We start from the raw sequence: 21,752 nt of genomic DNA, 5'->3' as shown, positions 1-21,752 counted from the left end.
GATTCTCATCAGCTTTGATCGCTTGATTTATCATTTTGTAGAGCCATTTTTAAATTAACTTAACTGATCATCATCAGTCAATTCATTTAACTGTTTTCGTATCGATTCTCCTTTCAGGGCAAAATCATACTTGAGCGTTATTTATCCTAAAATAAGCTGCTCTCTTACCTCATCTGACCAAGCAGCCTGTTTCAACTTACCTTTCATACTGTCTTTTATCGCGCTTAATTTCGCTAAGTTCATCGCAAATCGTCTGAAGGTCGCCATATTCTCGGGGGCATCACCTCGACGAATACGTGAATCGTCTTCTTTAAATGTCATATCTAATACCCAGTGTGCTGAGTTTTCTATTCCCCAATGCTGGCGAATAGACTTGGCTACTTGCTCTGGGTTTATCCCTAGCGAGCTGATGTAATAACTCGTTTCCATTGTATGACTATCGCCAACATAACGCTGTCGTACTACCTCGACTATGGAGTTGAAATTGACCCAACCGTGGCGCTGCTCAAGCCAATCTGTCACCAACAGTTGAGTGTACGTGCGCTGCTCTATTCGACCATGCCCATCATTTACTGTTTCATGGCTATTTTGCTGGATGAGTGATGGCTGCTCTCGTCTGACTTTGTGATAGTAGGCTTGAATTTCTTTGTTCAATTTTCCTTGGTTATTCTTCACTTGCAGCAAATAGTCTCCGTCTTTCTTGCTGACGGCTTTCGTCACTTTCTTTAAACAATGCATCGCGTCTGCTGTGATGATATTGCCTTTAAGCTCAAGTAATTCAATAAGTGCCATCACTGTTGATACTTCATTCTTCTTACTTTTTGATTTGCATTGTGCTAGTACTAGGCCCTGTTCAACTGCATAAGCTGAAACACTGTGAATAGCTGTTTTTTTATCACCATCATAAGAATGGCGAAGTGTTTTACCGTCAAAGGCAATGACGCTTTGATTATTCGCATCTCTAAGCTCATTAACCCAAGAAACAAAACAAGCTAATAAAGCTTCAGGGGCCAGTGAGCTAATGATACGAGCAATCGTATCATCGACAGGAATACCATTTTCAAATGAACGAAACTTACGTAACCAAGTCAGTTTACTGTCACCGAATTGCTTAATATCCTTCCACCCTTCAGCACCTGAAATAATCGCAGTGACTGTAAGGAATATAACATCCAGCAATTCATGTTTTTTGTTGATGTGTGAACGAGTATCTTGAATGTCGTTGAAATGGTTGATGAATGACATGTTAATCGCCTTTGAGAAAAAGGCGATTTGATCACAGATTCGAAGTAATAATCAAGTTAAGTATGATCTTGCCCTGATTCTCCTTTTAAATTCAACTTAATTGCACCATGAATCAGCCTATCTAAAATAGCATCAGCATGCGTTGATTCACCGATCATTTGGTGCCAATTTTCCTGTGGTAACTGACTAATGATGATGTGTGATTTATAACCATATCTAGCATCGATTAATTCAAGTAAGTCACTTCGTTGCTGAGCACTGAGTGGCTCTAGCCCCCAATCGTCTAAAATAAGTAAGTCGTATTTAATGAGTTTACCCAATAATTTTCGATAACTGCCATCGGCCTGTGCTAGAAATAGACTTTCAAGTAATTCTTTTAATCGAATATAGAAGACACTTTTCCCTTGTAAACAGTGCTCGTGACCCAAGGCACACGCGAGGTAGGTTTTGCCACAGCCTGTGGCGCCTGTAATTAATATATTCTGATGTAAACTCAGCCAGGTGCTTTGGCTGAGGCTACGTATTTGTGCTTTATCTAGATTGCGCTTCGGCGAGTAAATGAGTTGATTTAACTGACCCGGTACGCGGAATTTTGCTTGTCGCACTAGTCGCTCTATTTTTCTTTGGTCACGCGTATCAATTTCATGCGTTAGCAATAAACTGACGCGCTCTATAAAGCTTTGTTCTTGATATAGGTTTGGCTGTTCAAGCTGCTGCTTGAGTGCTTGCTTTATACCCGATAACTTGAGCAGTTGAAGTTGCTGATTAATTGTTTCTATCATGTTTGCATTCCTTAATGGTAGTAATCTGTGCCACGTATGTTGCTATGTGTAATTGGCTTTTCTGGCTCTGTTTGGAGTGTGGGTAATGGTTGTTGGTCTAACCCTTTTTGCAGCATTTGCTTAATAGATCTGAGTGTGGTCGTATTCATGCAAATTGCTCGGTAGCATGCTCGCTCGAGGCGTTCCTTTGAATACGTTTTAGCTAAACTTAACACCCCTAAACAAGTGCGATAAGCTTGCTCTGGATGACGTTTGCTATTAAGCAATAATTCAACGACTTGATGAGTATAATCACCGATACTCAATGCCCATGAGCGTAAATTTATCGGTGACTGCTCATGCTGTTTTTGATGCGCCTTTGGCATATGATGTGTCTGTGTCGTATGTCCGCCTAAACGGTTTGAGCGTGGATGCTGTGCTATTAAAGTACCGTCATAATAAAGCTGCACGAGTTGATTGGATATGTGTGCGCGTAATTGTTTTTTAACCCACAGATAAGGCACGCTGTAGTAATGTTTTTCTATTTCAACATGGTAATCAATATGCACACGCACTGTTTTGATTTGTGTATATTGATAGGGCTTTTCAGGCAATGGCTTTAATGCGTTTTTATCCACCATATCAAATAGCTGTTTACGTGATTGTTGATATTGCTTCATCACCTTATTGTTCATCATATCCAGTAGCTTTGCTATTTCATGATTGAGTTGCGCTAAGCTGTGGAAGGTTTGGTTACGTAAGCGTGCCATGATCCAACGCTCAACAATTTGTACGCCCACTTCAGCCTTCGATTTATCTTTGGGTTTATAAGGTCTAGCCGGAATGACAGCAACGTTAAAGTACTCGGCTAACTGGTAGTACGTCGGATTTAAATCAGGCTCGTAGCGACAGGTTTTACTGACAGCACTTCTGAGATTGTCGGGAATAACAACGTCAGGAACGCCGCCTAAAAATTCAAAGCAACGCGCATGACTCATTACCCAATCTTCAAGTTGCTGACTATACGTTGCTTCAGCATAGGTATAATTTGATGCACCTAGCACAGCAACGAATATCTGAGCAGTGCGTTTTTCCTGTGTCGTCGGACAAGTAATGGTAATTGTGGGACCACAATAATCCACAAACAGCTTTTCACCCCCTTTATGCTGCTGACGCATTGAGAGTCGTTGCGTACCTAACCATTGTTTATAAGCTCGGCAGAAGTGACTGTAGCTGTAATAAGACTCACCCATTTTTTCAAGTAACTCATCAAACACGAGCTGTAATGTTAGGTGTTTATGTTGTTTTAAGTCTTTATTGATATTTAACCAGTCAGGCGTTGGGTGTCTTTTTTTACGCGTTGAGAAGCGCTTGAGTTTGGTGTTGAAAAATGTATTTTGCTGTTTATCCTCAGGTATTGGCCATTGATTTAAGCCTAACTCATTGGCCTTTTTAAGGTAATTAGCCACAGTACCAGGTGAAATATTTAAACTTCTGGCAATCTCTCGATGGGATAATTGTGCTGAGTACTTCAGCCGTAAAATGGAATGTAATTTACTCATAGATATAGGTCTTGTTGTCATTGTTGTTATCCTCATCAAACGATTCAGATAACGGTTTAACACACCTACAAAAATGATAAAACGTGAACTCGGTTACGAGTGGTATTAAGCTTTGAACGGCAAAATCATTAAGAGCATAAAAGTGATCATTTACAAGTGATTTTAGTGATCAAAGCTTAATGAGAATAAGCGATCAAAGTTAATGCAATTGGGTGATCAAAGCAGGAGAGAATATGCATAGCTAATTTTTTAAATAGAAATGCGCATAAGTTATCCAAAAATTCTTTCCTCATTTGCATAAAATTTTTGACTTGGTCGCAGCTAGCTTCTAGTAAACTTAGTTTTACTAGTATACAAATTAAAAATGAACTAGACGTTTTAATTAGTAATAAAAATATTTGGTCTATAAGATATTTAATAGATGAAGCAAATAACTGTAACTACGGAAATGAAATAGACACATTTCGAGAGTATATATCAGCTCTTTCGAGTAAGAAAAAAGAGATCTCAGTGAAAGATTTTCTGAATTAAAAGTTAATGAAAAAGATACTAATTTAATAGATAAAGCCATAAAAAGATTAGGTTTAGACAAATATTAAAACTTTATTACAGCGCGAAGCTATAGTGTACCTGTGGTGAAATTATCTTTTTTAAATAAAGTACAGTTTAGGTTTGTTCGTGGCTAAAGCTATCTCCTACGAGGCGGAATATGCAGCTTATGGCTCAGCATTCTGGGTTTCGCTGAATGTCATATTGGTTATCAGAGCTAAATGTATCCCCACGAAATACAGTGTTTGTACTTGCGGTGCAGCTCTTTTGTAGGTCTGGCTTTAGCCCGACAAAATAACGGGATAAATCCCGACCTACAAATAACTTAACGCCGAGCTACTTTTGAAGTAACCGCTAACAGGTCTAGGCCCTTACTCTTCTATCGCACTTACAATAAAATACGGGTTTAAGTACTCATCTTTAGTGTTATAAATAAGCGGGCTGCCATCAAGTTTGGTCACTTTAGCGCCGGCTATTTCGGCAATCGCATGGCCAGCTCCGGTATCCCATTCGCAAGTTGGGCCTAAGCGGGGGTAAATATCAGCGCTGCCCTCAGCGACTAAACACAGTTTTAGTGAGCTGCCTTTAGACACCATTTCAACCTCATCAAAGCGTTTCACAAACTCGGCTAAATCGGGTGATGGGTGCGAGCGGCTGCCTACAACACGAATTAACCCTTTGTTAGGTTTAGTTGTTACTTTAAGCTCAATTCGCTCATCGCCTTTATCTTTAAATGCGCCAATTGCTTCGGCGGCTAAGTACGATACGCCGAGTGCGGGTGCATCCACTACGGCTAAAATAGGAATACCGTTTTTAATTAGGGCGATGTTTACGGTAAATTCACCGTTCTTTTTAATAAATTCTTTAGTGCCGTCTATTGGGTCAACTAACCAGTAGCTTTTCCATGTTTGGCGTACATCCCAGCTTATGTCGGCGTTTTCTTCACTGAGTATTGGAATATCAGGTGTGAGCTGTTGAAGCCCTGCCACAATCAGTTTATGAGCTGCTAAATCGGCGTCGGTTACGGGGCTTTCATCGGCTTTGTACTCAACGTTAAAATCCTTTTCGTAAATTCCCATTATCGCTTGGCCTGCTTTGCGGGCAAGGATGAGGGTTTCTTCTAGCAGTTCGGTTTGATTCATGGGGTTAACCTATATTATGTGCTTTTGTTTTAGATACGTTATCAGTTGTGTAACCGATTGGTCTAGGGTGTTTTTACTTGTATCTAAAATTATTTCTGGATTGTTTGGCACTTCGTAGCTTGAATCGATACCAGTGAAGTGTTTTATCTCCCCTGCGCGGGCTTTTTTGTATAAGCCTTTTGGATCGCGGCTTTCGCATACATCCAGTGGGGTATCGATAAATACTTCGATAAATTCGCCTTCGTCTACTAAGTTACGCACCATGTCACGTTCACCTCTAAAAGGCGATATAAACGCAGTAAGTACTAACAAGCCAGCGTCGGTCATTAGTTTTGCGGTTTCGCCCACGCGGCGTATGTTTTCAATGCGGTCTTCGTCGCTAAAGCCTAGATCTTTACACAAACCGTGGCGTACGTTGTCGCCATCGAGCAGGTAAGTGTGCGTACCTTGCTGATTAAGCGCCGCTTCTAGTGCGTTTGCTACGGTGCTTTTGCCAGAGCCTGAAAAGCCGGTAAACCATAAAATAGCGGGCTTATGTTTTTTTTGCTCACTACGCTGTGCTTTTGTCGTTGCGTAGTTATGCCAAACTATATTTTCATCCATAGTGAGAGTCTCTTATGCTGTGAGCGCAGGTATTAAAACGGAAATACCAGCGGGATCAGGGTTAATACCGTGATTGAATAAATAATAGAAAGGGGTAAGCCCATCACTATGTAATCTTTTAAGCGATAGTTACCCGCGCTATAAACCATTAGATTAGTTTGATACCCAAATGGCGATATAAAGCTGGCTGATGCGCCAAAGGCAACCGCCATAATAAACGGTAGCGGGTCTACATTAAAACCAACCGCGAGCGAGTAAGCAACAGGGAACGACAAGGCAGCTGCTGCGTTATTAGTAATAAGCTCGGTAAATAATACGGTCATTAAAAATATGGCAATAAATGCGCCGTACGGGCCAAAATCCCCAAGTACCATAAACATGGCGTCGGATATTTGCCCGGCAAGTCCGGTGCCTATCATTAATTTAGCAAGGCCAATGGCGCTGCCTACTACCACTAATAACTCTATAGGAAAACGGCGTTTTACTTCGTTAAGTTTTATGGTGCCACTGAGCATTAAGCCAATCAGTAATACTAATAAGCCTTTAACCAGCGGCACTATGCCAATAATGCTTAAACCCAGTACTGCGGCAAAGCTTAGTAACACAATGTTTGATTGTTTAGGTGCAAGGTGGGCTTGTAAGTCAAACCCTGAAATATACACAAATTCGCGCTTTAAATTAGGCAAGCTGTAAAAGTTTTTGCCTGGTGCGAGTATAAGTGAGTCGCCAGCTTGTAGTTGCACTTGCCCAAGGCCGCCTTGTAAGCGGTCGTGCCCACGGCGAATAGCAATAACGGCTGCATGAAACTGCTCTCTAAAGCGGGCTTCTTTTACGGTTTTGCCAATAAATTTTGAAGATTGACTTACGACTACTTCTACTAAGTGTTCTATGTCTTTTTGATGATTCTCGTGCACTACTTTTAGGCCGTCGAAACGGGTAAGTAATGGCACCGATTTTATGTCACCTACAAACAGCAGCACGTCGTCTTTTTGAATAATTTGCTGTGGAGTGACTGCGCAAATACGACTGCCATCGCGAATGATTTCCGCAAGGAATAAGTCTTTTAAATCACGCAGGCCGTTTTCTTCAACGGTTTGGCCTATTAATTTTGAGTTTACTTGTACTTTACCTTCTAGGTAAAAAGGCACGACTTCTTGGTCGCTTTTACCGTTGTCGGGTAAGTATTTAAGCATTACTAAAATGGTAATTAGGCCTACGCTTAACGCGCCTAAACCCACTAAGGTAAAGTCAAAAAAGCCCAGCGGTTCCATGCCCGCATCGACTGCAAAGCCATTGACGATTAAGTTGGTTGATGTACCAATAAGCGTAATAGTGCCGCCCAAAATAGCAGTGTACGACAGCGGTAATAATAGCTTTGAAGGCGAGTGATTAGGGTTGTCTTTAATCGCAGTAATAAGCGATGCAACAACGGCAGTATTGTTAGTAAACGACGATAAAAAGGCGGTTGATAACCCCAATTTTGTTACCGACTTTACTAAACTACCTTTAGATAGCGATTGCGCTAACTTTTGAATTAGGGTGGTTTTTTCTATTGCGGTCGACACTAACACCAACAGTACTAAAGTGATAAGCGACGGGTTAGCGTAGTTAACTAACATGCTTTCAAGATCAATTAATCCGGTTAAATAACTAGTACCAATGGCACTTACAAATAACCATGCTGGATTAATACGGGTGCCAAAAAGGCACCCGACTAAGGTAAGCATAATGCCTGTTAAAACGAGCTGTTCTACCATGCTTTTAAATTCCTAACAGACATTTTTTTACTTACAGCTTTGATATATCAAGCGCTTGCCAATGTGGAAAGTGCTTGCGTACTAAGCTGTTAAATTCAACTTCAAATTCGCTGAAGTTCGTTTGTTGCGCTTGGCTTTGCAGCACTTGTTCAATCATGCCCGCAGCAACGGTTAAGTTTGATAAGCGGTCGATTAATATAAACGAACCTGTTTCGTGATTGCTGTGGTACTCGTCTGCCAAAATGGTTTCGGTTAGTTCAAGCGTTACAATCGCAATTTCGTTTAACTGTAGTGAGTCACTAGTGCCGTGTTCAAGCGTGTTCACATCAATTGTGTGATCAATCTTTTTAACAATAGCTGAGGTGTTTTTGCTGCCTAGTTTTAGGTTATAGCTTTTACCTAATACTAATGGAGACTCATGCATCCACACAATTTTAGCTTGCAGCTGGTTAGTAACCACGGCCGTTGAATTTGCAGGTACTATTACGTCGCCTCGGCTAATATCAATTTCGTTATTTAGGGTAACGGTAATTGCTTGGCCCGCTTGTGCGCTATCTAGGTTGCCATCAAAGGTAACAATTTCTTTAATGCTTGATGTTTTACCCGACGGTAATACTTTTATAGCATCGCCTACGTGTATCTTGCCCGATGTAAGTGTGCCCTGAAAACCACGGAAGTTTAAGTTAGGACGCACTACATATTGCACTGGTAGGCGCGCTTCAAAGCCTGTATCTGTTTCGGCTGCTGGCGAATCTTCTAGTAATTCAAGTAGCGGCTTGTCGGTGTAATATGGAGTATGCGCAGAGCGCGTTACTACGTTGTCGCCTTTAAGCGCCGACATAGGCACAAACTTAATGTTTGATACGTTAAGTTGCTCAGCAAATTTAAGGTAATCGGCCTTAATTTTTTCATACACGGTTTCGTCAAAATCAACGATATCCATTTTATTAACGGCAACAACAAACTGCTTAATGCCCAGCGAATCACAAATAAAGCTGTGGCGCTTGGTTTGTACTTGCACGCCGTAACGCGCATCAACCAAAATAATGGCGACATCACTTGTTGATGCACCCGTTACCATGTTGCGCGTGTATTGCTCGTGCCCTGGGGTGTCGGCAATAATAAATTTACGCTTAGCCGTTGAAAAGTAACGGTACGCTACGTCAATAGTAATGCCTTGCTCGCGCTCAGCTTGTAGGCCATCAACTAATAAAGCAAGGTCAAGATCTTCACCTGCATTACCTACTTTTTCGTTATCTTTATGAAGGGCTGCTAGCTGATCTTCATAAATTTGGTGGCTGTCGTGCAGTAGGCGGCCAATCAATGTTGATTTACCGTCATCTACGCTGCCACACGTAAGCATGCGCAATAAGCTTTTGTCTTGTTGGCGTGCTAGGTAGGCGTCTATGCCTATTTCTTTTACTTCGTTAAATGTATCGTTATTTTGGCTAGACATTAAAAATACCCCTCACGTTTTTTCTTCTCCATTGAGCCGGCTGAATCATGGTCGATAACGCGACCTTCACGTTCAGATGACGTAGATAGCAGCATTTCTTCAATAATTTCGGTTAAAGTACTTGCTGTTGACTCAACTGCACCGGTAAGTGGGTAGCAGCCTAATGTACGAAAACGTACAGATTTCATTTGCGGTACTTCACCTTCATTCAGTGGCATACGCTCATCGTCAACCATAATTAGGGTGCCATCGCGATCAACAACAGGGCGCTCTTTTGCTAGGTAAAGCGGTACCATGTCGATGTTTTCTTGGTAAATGTATTGCCAAATATCTAGCTCAGTCCAGTTAGACAACGGGAAAACACGAATGCTTTCGCCCGGATTAACTTGGCTGTTATAAGTATTCCAAAGCTCAGGACGTTGGTTTTTAGGGTCCCAACGGTGGTGTTTGTCGCGGAACGAGTAAACACGTTCTTTTGCGCGTGACTTTTCTTCGTCGCGGCGTGCGCCACCAAATGCAGCATCAAAACCATATTTGTTAAGTGCCTGCTTTAAGCCTTGGGTTTTCATTATATCGGTATGTTTACCCGAGCCATGCGTAAACGGGCCTACACCCATTTCAATGCCTTCTGGATTTTTGTGTACCAGTAGGTCAAAACCGTATTCTTTAGCTATACGGTCGCGAAACTCAATCATTTCACGAAACTTCCAATTGGTGTCTACGTGTAATAACGGAAACGGAATTTTTGCAGGGTAAAATGCTTTACGCGCTAAGTGCAAAAGTACCGACGAATCTTTACCAATAGAGTAAAGCATTACTGGGTTCTCAAACTCAGCGGCGACTTCGCGCATGATTTTGATACTTTCAGCTTCAAGTTGCTGAAGGTGAGTTAAAGCCATTGTTAGTCGTCCTACTAAAATGATTAAAAGTTATAAATTTAAAATTCGGTTATGTATTTGATACATCTGTAAGCGGCTGTGCAAAACTGCTTGTTTGTTCGTTTTTCCCAAACCACGCTAGTTGCGAGTGCAGGGCGGCTACTTCGCCAATAATGAGTAGCGCAGGCGATATAATGCTGTTGCGCTGGATTAAGTCGGCAAGTTCGCCTAATTGGCCTGTTACCACACGCTGATTTTTACGTGTACCGTTTTCGATAATGGCAACAGGGGTGTCGGCTTTGCGGCCATGCTTTAAAAGCTCGCTTTGTATGTGCGGCGATTTAATTACGCCCATGTAAATAGCAAGTGTTTGATTTGCTTTTGCCAGCGATTGCCAATCAAGTTCTTGACCGTCTTTTTTACAGTGGCCAGTTACAAATTGAATGGCTTGTGCATGGTCACGATGCGTAAGCGGAATACCCGCATAAGCACTACAACCTGCAGCGGCTGTAATACCCGGTACAATTTGATAATTTACCTTGTTAGCAGCCAGTACTTGTACTTCTTCGCCACCACGACCATAAATAAACGGGTCGCCACCTTTAATACGACATACTTTTTTGCCTTGTTTAGCAAGGTCGACCAACATTTGGTTGGTGTCGTCTTGAACAACACTGTGATCGCCTAAACGTTTGCCTACACAAATAAGGTCAGCATCGCGACGCACTAATTCCATAATTTCATCAGAGACTAAAAAGTCATATACAACCACATCGGCTTGTTGCATAAGTTGCAGTGCTTTAAGTGTTAAAAGCTCAGGATCGCCTGGACCTGCACCGACTACATATACTTCGCCTTCAGGCTCTGCTTTAGCATCTAGCATTTGCTCTAGTTGCTGCTGCGCGGCTTGAGTATCACCGGTTTGCACTTTACTCACGACAGAAGAGTCGAACACGCCTTCCCAAAATTGGCGGCGGTCAGAAAAGTGTTTAAAGCGTTTTTTTACTTTGTCTCTAAATCCGCCTACAAGTGTTGCAAGTGGGCCAATATGTTGTGGGATCAAGGTTTCGAGCTTTTCGCGTAGGCGGCGTGCAAGTACGGGCGCAGTGCCCGCACTTGATATAGCAATCGTAATTGGGTCGCGGTCAACAATCGATGGGAATATAAACGTACATTTAGGTTGGTCATCAACCACGTTTACGAATACATTGCGGGCATTGGCAAGCTCAAATACGTTGTTGTTTACTTCATCGCGGTCAGTTGCCGCAATAACTAACATTTTGCCATCAAGATGCGACTCATCAAAATAAGCATCAATAAGCGTGACTTCATTATTATGTGCATGCTCTTTTAATTCGTCGCAAAACCAAGGTGCTACTAAGGTAACGCTTGCTCTCGCTTTTAAAAACGCGCGACATTTGCGTAATGCGACCTCTCCACCGCCAACAACCAATACTGGTTTGTTGTCGAGTTTGGTAAAGATAGGTAAATACTGCACGTTAATAAGACCCCTAAACAAATTCAAATATAAGAAAACGCTTTATTCTGATGAGCAGAATATAGCGGCTATCAATAAGTAAAAAATAATTAAAACCAAGTTGATATAACCAAAAGTTATAATGGGTGGGCTTTTTAGGCCTAAGAGTTAGTTAACAAGGGATTGCGCCGAGTTACAAGTAAAATAACCAGCTTATAGTGTTTGGTTATGAGCTATAGCGAGTTTGGTTTAATTTGTTAATATGGTGGCATATTAAATTTTGTACTTATACCAATTGCATTAAATTAGTGATCTCATTATAGCGACGAGAAAATAGCTCAATAACAAGGCTAAAATTATGATACATAGTTGTTCTATATAAATAATTTTTAACGTAGTTAGTGAGTTATCTAATACGCTAAAATGATCATTTTTTTAATAAAATTGGTATTACATAGGAAAGGGAGTCTACATGACACAGCATCAAAAAGACGCGGCATTAGCAGTCGCACTGATGGATTTAACAAGTTTAAACAGCAGTGATACAACTACAGATATTCAAGCGCTTGTTAATAGTATAAATCCGACCTTAGGCACGCCAGCAGCCTTATGTGTTTATAGCGACTTTGTTGATGATGCAAAAATAGCACTGGCAGCGCGTGAGCTTAGCCACGTAAAAGTGGCAACAGTCACTAATTTCCCAACGGGTGATGCGCCACTCAGTGGTGTAATTAACGAAACACTCATTGCAATAGAGCGCGGTGCGGATGAGATTGATTTAGTTATTCCTTATAAAAAACTCATAGCGGGCGATGCTCAAACAGTACTTAGCTATGTAAGCGAAAGTAAAAAGCGTGTGGGTCGCGCGCGCAACTAAAAGTAATTATAGAAAGCGGTGAGCTTAAAACTGACGCACTCATAACACAGGCCACGGAGCTTGCAATTGAAGGTGGTGCCGATTTTGTAAAAACCAGTACGGGTAAGGTCGCTGTTAATGCCACGCTTGAATCAACAAAAATTATGCTCAGTGCAATTAAAAGGACTGGTAAGCGTGTTGGCTTTAAAGCCGCCGGAGGTGTTAAAACAGTGGCTGATGCCAGTGATTATTTAGCACTGGCACGCACGATAATGGGTGATGATTACCTGCAAGCAAAGACATTCAGGTTTGGTGCTTCAAGCCTATTAAGTGATGTTTATACAATATTAAAAAGTAATTAAAGGAAAAATGATGAGAGCAAGAAACTCCGGGACACAAGCATTGTTTAATAGCCTATTTAAAGGTGCATTAGTTGTAGGAGTCGTTGGTTTTGGATCAACTGCATGCACTAATCCAAGCACACCCGCAGGTGAAGAAGGTTATGTATTCGAAAAACCGCGTGTATTTGGGGAAGGGGGTATCAAGGCTCAATGAAAGGTCCATCTAATTACGGCATGTCGTTACTGCGTAATGAGGTGGTAAATATCGATATGCGACCTAATACATATACCGAAACATTCAGAATTTTAGCGAATGATGATTTAAATATTAAATTTGATTTTCATGCTGTTATTGCTATTGAGAGTGGCTCAGTTAAAACTGTGGTAGAGCAGTACGGCGCCGAAAATTGGTATAAGCGCTTTGTGCGTGAAACTTTCAGAACGTATGTGCGCGATACAGTACAAAAATACGATAGTGGCGAGCTTAAAACAAATCGTGAGAAAATTGCGAAAGAAGTGACTCTGCGCCTGCAAAGTTATTTATCGACAACGCCGTTTAAACTTGCAAACGTTGTAGTAGGCAATATTAATTACCCCGATATTGTTGCTAATGCAGTTGAGAAAAAATTGGCAGCTCAGCAGTTATTATCGGAAAAAGAAACACAAAAAGAGATTGCCAAAAAAGACGCTGAAATTAGAGTAGAAGAAGCGAAGGGGATTGCTCAAGCTCAGAAAATAATTAATGCAACTTTAACGGCTAATTATATTCAGCATGAAGCTATTAATGCACAAATAAAAATGGCTGAGTCACCTAATCATACAACTGTTTATATTCCTGTAGGTAATAACGGAGTACCACTTGTTAAAGGCGCTAACTAGATAGTGAGTACTTGGGTAGCTTTTTTTATTAGCTACCCAAGTCAAAGCCATTAATTAAATTTAAACATGTTGCTTATACTTTCGAGGCTAGATTTGTTCGTTTTGGCAATACAACCACTGTCATCAAGTGACTTTTTAGTTGTTTCATCAGCTAAACCCGTTACCTTTATTTTTTTGTCTTGTTGGTACTCACGAAGTGCGATAACTGTTTTACGATCGTATTCAACATCTTGTGTTTCAAATTCTTCATAATCAGGCTGGTTTCTTAGGTAACCTAAGCACACTAAGCTTAGGCGTGACATTGCTAAATCCATTTTTTCATAATGCGGCATTCTATGAGTGGGTACATCAACTGTTACAGCGCTCTTGCTGGCTGCTTTTGCGCGTTTAGTAGCTGGTGGCGGCGCAGTGTAACCCGGTGCTAACGTGTTGTTACTGTTATAGCGATAGTAGGTATCTGGAATTTTAGTTTCTAAAAACTCAACCGCTTTAATAATAACTTCACGCAGGGCTTTTTCTTTAGGGGTATCAGACCATCCACTTATATTACCGCCAACAAGTGCGCCACCAAAGTTGGTTGCAGCGCCTGTGAAATCAAAATCTTTACTGCCACCTTCAACACTTGTTGCAGCTAAAATACGTGATGTGCGAGTATCTATAAGGCGTAGATCAATTGCCATATGTGAACCCGAAAAACCGGCAGATACAGAGCTAAATACATCACCGATAAAGCCGCCACTACCTACACTTGCACCAGAGCTATCGTCATCAAATTCTGTGACTGCAGCAATCACGACTATTTCAGCACCTTCAATCTCGCCATAAGCAGCACCCGATGAAGCGCTAACGCGACCTGAGGCCGCTAGGTCTTGTTCTGATAAAACCGCGTCAAGTGCTTGGCGCTCTAAAACAATAAAACGATTTGTTGATACTAGAGCGGTAGTTAATTGATCCGCCATACCGTCGCCTATTTCTTTACGCCACCATTTTGAATTATTTGATTTGTCGGTGAAGCGTGCAACTGCAATTCGGGCTTTTGGACCGTTGTATTGTTCCTGTGCAACTGCATTTATATCTGGTGAGTTTTGACCCGATGTCACATTGGTTGAAGTGCTTTGACAAGCGCTCAGAGTGGTCGTTAATAGTGCAGTTAATAGTAATTTTTGTGGTGTTTTTAACATATGACTGTCCTTAATTAATATGCTTAAAGGAAATATTGTGCATTCCCTTTAATATTTATATTCATGTTAATTTAGATAAATTAGTAGGTTAAAAATAGTACTGGCGCGAAGTGTTTGGTCACACAGGCGAAGTTTTTAATTTTTTTCACGAAATTGCTTCGGCGACACTGCATATTTTGCTTTAAAGCAGCGAGCAAAATAACTTTGTGAATTAAAGCCGACTTGTTGCGCAACTAATCCTATTGCAAGATTACTGTTTTTCAAAAGTTCTTCTGCGAATTCTAAACGAATGTTTCGAATGTAGTCGCTAGGTGTTAAGTTATATAAGGCTTTCATTTTTAATTGCAAAGCGCGAGGGCTCAGGTAAAGCGCTGCTGCAAATTCTTCTACGCTAAACGCCTCGTCTTGATAACACTCTTTTACTATTGCTTTTACACGCTGGGTAAATATGTAGTCTTTACTTTGTACCATTTGTGGGTCTAGTTGGATTGTTTGTGATAAAGCCGGTAACTGCTGTTTTAAATGTTGATTAAGCACTTCTCTAATCGTTAATAATCCTTGAACGCGACTGAGTAAAAGTTGCGGCTCAAAAGGCTTACTTAAATAATCATCTGCAAGTAAATCCAGGCCTTTTAGTTTACTGTTAGTATCAGCCTTTGCTGAAAGCAATAGAACTGGAATGTGGCTAATAGCCGTGTCGCTGCGCAGTGCTTTAATAAACTGATAACCATCCATAACGGGCATCATTACATCACTTATCACTAAATCTGGCATTTCGCTTTTACATAAAGCTAAACCTAGCTCTCCGTTAACGGCGTTTATACATACGAAGTTGCTAATAAAGAGTGACGTTAGTAAATCACGCATTTCATCGTTGTCTTCGATAATAAGAATTTTATTGTTTTTTACTGCACATAAATTATTGCTTTTAGATACAGCAAGAGCAGTAAGGTTAGAGGTTTTGTCTATTTGAGTTATTGGGAGTGAAATAGTGAAGCAACTTCCTTTGTTTAATTCACTTTTAAGTTCAATGGTTCCTTCATATTGCTCAACTAGCTGCTTTATAAGTGCTAAGCCAATACCGCTACCGCTTTGATTACTCGTATCTATGCGTGTAAATCGTTGGAAAACTGCCTCGAGGTGCTTTTTATCTATACCAACACCAGTGTCTGAGACTATGATGGTTAATATTTGTTTTTGAGTTAATAGCTGAAGTAATACTTTACCTCCGTTCGGGGTGTATTTTTGGGCGTTACTTAATAAGTTACTGATAATAGAAACTGTATGATTTGGCTCTAATTCAATGAGAATATTTTTTTGCGTTAAATCTTCAAACTCGAACGTAATATTTTTTTGTTTAAATAAAGGAGTGAAATCTTCGATTAATTGTTCAACTACCGGATTTATAGCATAGGGTGTTACGTGTTTCACTGCAGTGCTTGGGCGCTGACTGAGCTGTAAAAGTTGGTTTATTTGATCCAATAGCTTATGGCTATTACGTTGAATCATCGCTAGTTTTTGTTGGGTGTCTGAATCTTTATGACTTTTTAGTAAACTATCAAGTGGCGCTAATATTAAGCTCAATGGTGTTTTAAGTTCATGGCTAACGTTATCTAATAGCTGGGTTTTTAAGCTGCTAAGTTCTCTCTCTTTTAAGTTTGCTTGCTCTGCAACTTTAGCTCTATACCTTGCTGTTATAATTAACCACATTATAAATAATACGATAATGATGTAAGTGACATAAGCAACATTGTTCTTCCACCAGGGTGGAGTAACCGTAAGCGCAACCATCGTTTTATCATCACTCCATTGGCCGTATTGGTCTTTAACTTTTACAATAAAGTGATAGCTTCCTGCGGGAAGTTGAGAATAGCTAACTTGCCTCTGATTTTTGTTTGCGTATAAAAACTGCTTATCTAATCCAGCTAACTTGTAAGCATATTGGTATTGAGAAGGGGCTCTGCACTGTTTAAAGCAGAAAACTTAAAACCGATAACACTGTCTTCTTCTTTAAAAAAGAGTCTGTCTGTATAGCTTATAAGCTTAGCCGCTTGAGTCTTGTTTTTTATATATTGCTGCGTCGCGACTGACTGGTTATAAATAAGTAAGTCTGTAATAACGGGTTCTGGAGGTTTGGTTGCTAGAGTTAGTTTTAACGGATCAAATTGATTAAAACCGTTAATACCACCAAAAAATAGCTCGCCGTCATTCGCTTGAAAAGCGGCGCCTAAAATAAAAGAATGATGCTGTATACCGTTTGCGGGTAAAAAATGCTGCATTTGTTGGGTTTGAGGAGCGTAACGGGTTAGGCCTTGGTTGCTGCTTAGCCACAAGTAACCGCTGCTGTCTTGTTTAATTGCAAAAATATTATCGTTAAGCAAGCCATCGAACTCTGTAATGTTTATTACTTTGTTTGTTTGGATATTTAACTTATTTAACCCGCCCAAAGTACCTACCCATAAAGTGTTTTTATCTTGTAAATGCAAGGATGTAACCATGTCATGCGTTAAACTATTAGGCTTTTTAAGATCGCTTTGGTAATGAGTGAAAGTTTCATCATTTAAAGAAAATTTATTTAATCCTACGCGGGTTCCAGCCCATATCGCGTTGTTCTCACTGTCATAAGTAATACTAAAAACAGTATTATTTGAGATGCTATTTTTATCTGCGCTGTATTTAAAGTGTGTAACTTGCAATGTATCGGGATTAAATCGCGTTAATCCTTCATTACTGCCCAGCCACAAATTACCAATATGGTCGCCCTCGATTGCATAAATACGGTTACTGCTGAGTTGGTGACTTTGCATAGTAAAAGCTGAAAAGCTATCATTAACTGGGTTATAAAGCAGTAAACCACCTCCATACGTGCCTACCCATATGCGCTTATTGGCATCTTCATAAAGACTAAATATATTGTTATTAGTTAGGCCAATATTGTGGTTTTTATCTGCTTTATAGTGTTTAAATCCAGTGTCAGTTTGTTTGTTAAGTCCGTCGCGCGTGCCCACCCAGAGTATGTTGTTACTATCTTTGAGTATTGCTCTTACAAAGTCATTCGAAATCGAAGCCGAGTTATTGCTTTGATGCTTTTGATGACCAAACTGAATCTGTCTTTTATCATAGCGATGTAACCCATAACCATCTGTACCAATCCAAATAATCCCTTTAGGGTCTTGGTAAAGTGACAATAAGTGGTCGTTAGCTAAGCCATGCTTTAAATTTGGAGAGTAAGTAAGTTGCTGAAACTGTTTACTTAATAAAATATCTTTAGTTTGATAATAAAGACCATGGCCATAAGTGCTTACCCATAGGTTTTTTTCATCATCAATAAGCATATCAGTTACCCAAACATTTTTGAGTTGCTCAAAGTTATAAAATGCGAGTGTGTTTAAGTCAAAAACACTTAGACCAGTTTTGCCTCCTATAATAAATTTGCCGTTTGGTGCTTTTTTTAATTGCCAGAGCTGTTTAGGGCTATTAGGTATGTATGTGAACTGATTTGTTTTTGAATCGAACTTAATAAGCCCAATATTACTTGCTAACCAAAGGTTTTTTTATCATCAAAAAGCATATCTTTAAAAACAACATTTAATTGATTTGTGCTCTGATAAGAAAATAACTCGGTAGTACCTGTTTTTGTATTTAACCGAGTAAGTTGCCCTTTATCGTGACCAATCCAAATTGTTTCTGGGGAGTTAGAGGTTATTGTTGAAATGCGTTGGTTTGTAATAGATGGGGTTGAATACTGGTTAAAAACACTAAAACTTCCTGTTTCAGTATTTAATAAGTTGAGGCCGTTGCTTGTCGTCGCAAACCAAAGTTGGCCGTTTTCTAAATTCAGGCAGTCTGTAATCCAATTCCCCGAAATACTCGATTGTGAAGGATTGAATTTATAGTGTTTAAATTCATATCCATCGAATCGGTTTAAGCCGCCTTGGGTCGAAAACCAATGAAACCCCTTTTCATCAGTGGTACTGCAGGTGATTGAATTTTGAGATAAACCTTGTTCATTTGTATATGTATCTAAGTACAGTGGTAGGGCGAGCGAGCTAGTATGAAATAATAATAAAAGGCTGATGACTTTATATTTTATGATTGTTTTAATTGCTTTCACAGACTTCCTATCTATTGTGAATCCCTTAGGGAGCGTTGACCTTTGTGGATTGAAATTTGTTCAATCTAGGGGCGATTTAGTCGCGGCGCGAGTTTTGTAGCCTAGTGGGCTAAGTAAAAACCGAGTATCTAGTCAATCATAAACTGCTTTTTAATCAATGTTAAGATTGATTTTTCAATGCAATGTTGAGATTTTGCATTGTGGGTATCTTTTAGGCTTGTGTTAATGAACTGCGTAAGTATAATAGGCATCCACTTTGCAGGGGCGTAGTTCCAATTGGTAGAACAGCGGTCTCCAAAACCGATGGTTGGGAGTTCGAGTCTCTCCGCCCCTGCCAGTTTTACTTGTGATTGAGTAGTCTGAGATTAAAAACCGGTTTAAATTAAGTCTGTTTTTAAGTTTAGATTTTAATGGATTAACCCTGCCGTAGTGTAGGGTTGTTGTGTCTGTAGTTAAGGTAATAATATTATGAGCACGAATGTAGAAACACCATCAAGTGCGATGGAGTCAGTAAAGTGGTTAGTAGCAATCGCGCTACTTGCAGGCGCAGTTGTTGGTAATCATATGTATGCAGATCAATCTGTATTACTACGTGCTATCGGCGTTGTTGTTGCAATAGCGGCCGGATTAGCAATTGCCTCACAAACATTTAAGGGACGTAACTTTCTTGCTTTCGCTAAAGAAGCTCGAATTGAAGTACGCAAAGTTATTTGGCCAACTCGCCAAGAAACTACCCACACGACATTAATTGTAATGGTTGCAACAGTGATTATGGCACTTATCCTTTGGGGATTAGATGGCATTTTATTCCGCGCTGTTGGCTTTTTAACTGGATTGGAGATCTGATCCCATGTCGGATGAGAACGAGAACAAAGAAATTAAATTACGTTGGTACGTAGTACAGGCTTTTTCTGGTTACGAAAAGCGTGTAGCACAAACGTTAATTGAACATATCAAAATTGAAGGTCTTGAAGCGAGCTTTGGTGAGATATTAGTACCAACTGAAGAAGTTGTTGAGATGCGTGCTGGTCAAAAGCGTAAGTCTGAGCGTAAATTCTTCCCAGGTTATGTATTAGTACAAATGGATATGAACGACGCAAGCTGGCACTTAGTGAACAGCACTGAACGCGTAATGGGCTTTATTGGTGGAACGTCTGATCGTCCAGCTCCAATTAGCCCTAAAGAAGCGGAACGCATTCTTAATCGTTTACAAGAAAATGCTGAAGCACCTAAACCTGCTACATTATTTGAACCAGGTGAAGTTGTACGCGTTACAGATGGACCATTTGCAGACTTCAGTGGTGTAGTTGAAGAAGTTGACTACGAAAAAAGCCGCGTAAAAGTTTCTGTACTTATTTTTGGTCGTTCTACGCCAGTTGAGCTTGAATTTGGTCAAGTTGAACAAGATAAGTAATTGATTAAAAAAGCTTCGCCACTATTTTTTTAAATTTTGGCACGAAGCTTGAAAAAGGCCGCTGATTATCTTATAATCAGCGGCCTTTTTGTATTAAGGTAAAATTTATTTTTACTGTGCAAAAAGTACGAAACCAATTTTTAAACTGGGAAGCCGTTAGAGTACGCGTCCTCGCGCGCACAAGGCTGAGACCCACCAAATGAGGTATTTATAATGGCTAAAAAAGTTGAAGCTCTAATCAAGCTACAAGTTGCCGCTGGTATGGCTAATCCTAGTCCTCCAGTAGGTCCTGCACTAGGTCAACACGGTGTAAACATCATGGAATTCTGTAAAGCGTTTAACGCACGTACAGAGTCTATCGAAAAAGGCGCTCCAGTTCCTGTAGTGATCTCTGTTTACGGTGACCGTTCATTTACGTTCGACATGAAAACGCCACCTGCTGCTTACTTACTTAAGAAAGCTGCTGGTATCAAGTCAGGCTCAGGCCGTCCTAACACTGATAAAGTAGGCACAGTAACTCGTGCTCAACTTGAAGAGATCGTTGAGACAAAACGAACTGACCTTACAGCTGCCGATATGGACGCAGCGGTTCGCACTATCGCAGGTTCTGCGCGTGCGATGGGCTTGAACGTAGAGGACTAAGAAATGGCTAAATTAACTAAACGTATGCGTACTATCCGTGAAAAAGTGGAAGTAACAAAAGATTACGAAATCAATGAAGCAGTTGCTCTTTTAAAAGAGTTAGCGACAGCTAAATTCGTAGAAAGTGTTGACGTTGCCGTTAACCTTGGTATCGATGCTCGTAAATCTGATCAAAACGTTCGTGGTGCTACTGTACTACCTAACGGTACTGGTCGCGACGTTCGTGTTGCTGTATTCACACAAGGCGCTAACGCAGAAGCTGCGAAAGAAGCTGGTGCTGAATTAGTAGGCATGGAAGATCTTGCTGAGCTAGTTAAAAAAGGCGAGATGAACTTTGACGTTGTTGTTGCATCACCAGACGCTATGCGTGTTGTTGGTCAACTAGGTCAAATCTTAGGCCCACGTGGTCTAATGCCAAACCCTAAAACTGGTACTGTAACGCCTAACGTTGCAGAAGCAGTTAAAAATGCTAAAGCTGGTCAAGTACGTTACCGTAATGACAAGAATGGTATCATCCATACTACTATTGGTAAGGTTGATTTCACAGCTGAGCAACTTCAACAAAACCTTGAGTCACTAATTGTTGCACTTAAGAAGGCTAAGCCTTCTCAAGCTAAAGGTGTTTACTTGAAAAAAGTAACTATCTCTACAACAATGGGCGCAGGTGTTTCTGTTGACCAAAGCACTTTAACTACAACTGTAGCTTAATTTAGTGTTTACATGGCGTGAAATTTGTACTATAATTTCGCGCCATTTTGTTGATTAATTTATTAGTCGGCAAAGTAAAGAATTCGGGTTGAAGTCCATAATTTCGTTAAGCCTTAGGGTTTAACGATAAATTGGGCTTCCGTCCAAGACCGTAGGTGGCTCCGGCCTTAATATTCACCTACGTAGA

The 21,752-nt window shown here is 40.4% G+C and carries 17 protein-coding genes, 1 tRNA gene and 3 pseudogenes; 7 read left to right on the top strand and 14 right to left on the bottom strand.

Annotation, left to right across the window (positions count from 1 at the left end; genetic code table 11):
- Window positions 1-141: 141 nt before the first annotated feature.
- The 9 genes from P4S71_RS07365 to cysG form a co-directional block, all read right to left on the bottom strand.
- Entirely contained in the window at window positions 142-1,245 is a 1,104-nt protein-coding gene (locus P4S71_RS07365; protein ID WP_096793603.1) for an ISAs1 family transposase, read from the bottom strand.
- A gap of 56 nt (window positions 1,246-1,301) precedes the next feature.
- On the bottom strand, window positions 1,302-2,027 hold the full coding sequence (istB, locus tag P4S71_RS07360) for an IS21-like element helper ATPase IstB (RefSeq protein WP_337150378.1): 726 nt from the start codon (window positions 2,025-2,027) through the stop codon (window positions 1,302-1,304).
- 11 nt (window positions 2,028-2,038) lie between these two features.
- Window positions 2,039-3,589, bottom strand: coding sequence for an IS21 family transposase (gene istA, locus P4S71_RS07355; protein WP_337149780.1), 1,551 nt, complete (start codon window positions 3,587-3,589; stop codon window positions 2,039-2,041).
- Between the two features lie 899 nt (window positions 3,590-4,488).
- Window positions 4,489-5,259: a 3'(2'),5'-bisphosphate nucleotidase CysQ gene (cysQ, locus tag P4S71_RS07350; protein WP_024589584.1), complete on the bottom strand. Its 771-nt coding sequence runs from the start codon at window positions 5,257-5,259 to the stop codon at window positions 4,489-4,491.
- 9 nt (window positions 5,260-5,268) lie between these two features.
- The gene (gene cysC, locus P4S71_RS07345; protein ID WP_337150377.1) at window positions 5,269-5,862 is read right to left on the bottom strand and encodes an adenylyl-sulfate kinase; all 594 of its coding nucleotides are present in this window, start codon (window positions 5,860-5,862) and stop codon (window positions 5,269-5,271) included.
- Between the two features lie 32 nt (window positions 5,863-5,894).
- A complete protein-coding gene (locus tag P4S71_RS07340) occupies window positions 5,895-7,619 on the bottom strand; it encodes an SLC13 family permease (protein ID WP_337150376.1) in 1,725 nt (574 codons plus the stop codon).
- Between the two features lie 31 nt (window positions 7,620-7,650).
- Window positions 7,651-9,075: a sulfate adenylyltransferase subunit CysN gene (cysN, locus tag P4S71_RS07335; protein WP_337150375.1), complete on the bottom strand. Its 1,425-nt coding sequence runs from the start codon at window positions 9,073-9,075 to the stop codon at window positions 7,651-7,653.
- Window positions 9,075-9,974 (bottom strand): sulfate adenylyltransferase subunit CysD, encoded by a 900-nt coding sequence (cysD, locus tag P4S71_RS07330; protein WP_008133447.1) that lies wholly within the window; start codon window positions 9,972-9,974, stop codon window positions 9,075-9,077. Before cysD ends, cysN begins: the two co-directional genes overlap by 1 nt.
- Before the next feature lie 49 nt (window positions 9,975-10,023).
- Entirely contained in the window at window positions 10,024-11,451 is a 1,428-nt protein-coding gene (gene cysG, locus P4S71_RS07325; RefSeq protein ID WP_182701855.1) for a siroheme synthase CysG, read from the bottom strand.
- A 451-nt stretch (window positions 11,452-11,902) separates the two neighbouring features.
- Between cysG and deoC the strand changes: the two are divergent.
- Window positions 11,903-12,648, top strand: a pseudogene (deoC, locus tag P4S71_RS07320) (deoxyribose-phosphate aldolase).
- Between the two features lie 10 nt (window positions 12,649-12,658).
- Window positions 12,659-13,506 (top strand): annotated as a pseudogene (locus tag P4S71_RS07315) (SPFH domain-containing protein).
- Between the two features lie 50 nt (window positions 13,507-13,556).
- On the opposite strand, the gene P4S71_RS07310 reads toward P4S71_RS07315, so the two are convergent.
- The 5 genes and pseudogenes from P4S71_RS07310 to P4S71_RS07290 form a co-directional block, all read right to left on the bottom strand.
- Window positions 13,557-14,687 carry a CsgG/HfaB family protein gene (locus P4S71_RS07310; protein WP_337150374.1) on the bottom strand — a complete coding sequence of 377 codons (1,131 nt, stop codon included), beginning with the start codon at window positions 14,685-14,687 and terminating at the stop codon, window positions 13,557-13,559.
- A 135-nt stretch (window positions 14,688-14,822) separates the two neighbouring features.
- Window positions 14,823-16,478 carry a hybrid sensor histidine kinase/response regulator transcription factor gene (locus P4S71_RS07305; protein ID WP_337150373.1) on the bottom strand — a complete coding sequence of 552 codons (1,656 nt, stop codon included), beginning with the start codon at window positions 16,476-16,478 and terminating at the stop codon, window positions 14,823-14,825.
- Between the two features lie 42 nt (window positions 16,479-16,520).
- A pseudogene (locus P4S71_RS07300) lies at window positions 16,521-16,583 on the bottom strand (hypothetical protein); the annotation flags it as partial.
- 29 nt (window positions 16,584-16,612) lie between these two features.
- Window positions 16,613-18,022, bottom strand: a complete 1,410-nt coding sequence (locus P4S71_RS07295) for a ligand-binding sensor domain-containing protein (protein ID WP_337150372.1) — start codon at window positions 18,020-18,022, stop codon at window positions 16,613-16,615.
- Between the two features lie 203 nt (window positions 18,023-18,225).
- Window positions 18,226-18,801, bottom strand: coding sequence for a ligand-binding sensor domain-containing protein (locus P4S71_RS07290; RefSeq protein ID WP_337150371.1), 576 nt, complete (start codon window positions 18,799-18,801; stop codon window positions 18,226-18,228).
- Window positions 18,802-19,061: 260 nt separating this feature from the next.
- On the opposite strand from P4S71_RS07290, the gene P4S71_RS07285 reads away from it, so the two are divergent.
- The 5 genes from P4S71_RS07285 (at window position 19,062) to rplA (ending at window position 21,565) form a co-directional block, all read left to right on the top strand.
- Window positions 19,062-19,138: transfer RNA gene (locus tag P4S71_RS07285), tRNA-Trp, on the top strand.
- 131 nt (window positions 19,139-19,269) lie between these two features.
- Window positions 19,270-19,647 carry a preprotein translocase subunit SecE gene (gene secE / locus P4S71_RS07280; protein WP_002958877.1) on the top strand — a complete coding sequence of 126 codons (378 nt, stop codon included), beginning with the start codon at window positions 19,270-19,272 and terminating at the stop codon, window positions 19,645-19,647.
- 4 nt (window positions 19,648-19,651) lie between these two features.
- Window positions 19,652-20,215, top strand: coding sequence for a transcription termination/antitermination protein NusG (gene nusG / locus P4S71_RS07275; RefSeq protein WP_007378450.1), 564 nt, complete (start codon window positions 19,652-19,654; stop codon window positions 20,213-20,215).
- Between the two features lie 213 nt (window positions 20,216-20,428).
- Complete coding sequence (gene rplK / locus P4S71_RS07270; protein ID WP_002958879.1) at window positions 20,429-20,857, top strand: 50S ribosomal protein L11; 429 nt, start codon at window positions 20,429-20,431, stop codon at window positions 20,855-20,857.
- Between the two features lie 3 nt (window positions 20,858-20,860).
- Window positions 20,861-21,565: a 50S ribosomal protein L1 gene (gene rplA / locus P4S71_RS07265; RefSeq protein ID WP_007378451.1), complete on the top strand. Its 705-nt coding sequence runs from the start codon at window positions 20,861-20,863 to the stop codon at window positions 21,563-21,565.
- The last annotated feature ends 187 nt before the right edge of the window (window positions 21,566-21,752 follow it).

Source organism: Pseudoalteromonas sp. B62, assembly GCF_037162565.1.
GTDB lineage: Bacteria > Pseudomonadota > Gammaproteobacteria > Enterobacterales > Alteromonadaceae > Pseudoalteromonas > Pseudoalteromonas fuliginea.
This window is presented reverse-complemented; position numbering and strand designations above follow the sequence as displayed.

Coding starts and splice junctions, on each gene's coding strand:
- P4S71_RS07365 (WP_096793603.1), bottom strand. CDS start 1,245: ATGTCATTCATCAACCATTTCAACGACATTCAAGATACTCGTTCACAC.
- istB (WP_337150378.1), bottom strand. CDS start 2,027: ATGATAGAAACAATTAATCAGCAACTTCAACTGCTCAAGTTATCGGGT.
- istA (WP_337149780.1), bottom strand. CDS start 3,589: ATGACAACAAGACCTATATCTATGAGTAAATTACATTCCATTTTACGG.
- cysQ (WP_024589584.1), bottom strand. CDS start 5,259: ATGAATCAAACCGAACTGCTAGAAGAAACCCTCATCCTTGCCCGCAAA.
- cysC (WP_337150377.1), bottom strand. CDS start 5,862: ATGGATGAAAATATAGTTTGGCATAACTACGCAACGACAAAAGCACAG.
- P4S71_RS07340 (WP_337150376.1), bottom strand. CDS start 7,619: ATGGTAGAACAGCTCGTTTTAACAGGCATTATGCTTACCTTAGTCGGG.
- cysN (WP_337150375.1), bottom strand. CDS start 9,075: ATGTCTAGCCAAAATAACGATACATTTAACGAAGTAAAAGAAATAGGC.
- cysD (WP_008133447.1), bottom strand. CDS start 9,974: ATGGCTTTAACTCACCTTCAGCAACTTGAAGCTGAAAGTATCAAAATC.
- P4S71_RS07310 (WP_337150374.1), bottom strand. CDS start 14,687: ATGTTAAAAACACCACAAAAATTACTATTAACTGCACTATTAACGACC.
- P4S71_RS07305 (WP_337150373.1), bottom strand. CDS start 16,478: ATGGTTGCGCTTACGGTTACTCCACCCTGGTGGAAGAACAATGTTGCT.
- P4S71_RS07295 (WP_337150372.1), bottom strand. CDS start 18,022: ATGCTTATTGATGATGAAAAAAACCTATGGGTAAGCACTTATGGCCAT.
- secE (WP_002958877.1), top strand. CDS start 19,270: ATGAGCACGAATGTAGAAACACCATCAAGTGCGATGGAGTCAGTAAAG.
- nusG (WP_007378450.1), top strand. CDS start 19,652: ATGTCGGATGAGAACGAGAACAAAGAAATTAAATTACGTTGGTACGTA.
- rplK (WP_002958879.1), top strand. CDS start 20,429: ATGGCTAAAAAAGTTGAAGCTCTAATCAAGCTACAAGTTGCCGCTGGT.
- rplA (WP_007378451.1), top strand. CDS start 20,861: ATGGCTAAATTAACTAAACGTATGCGTACTATCCGTGAAAAAGTGGAA.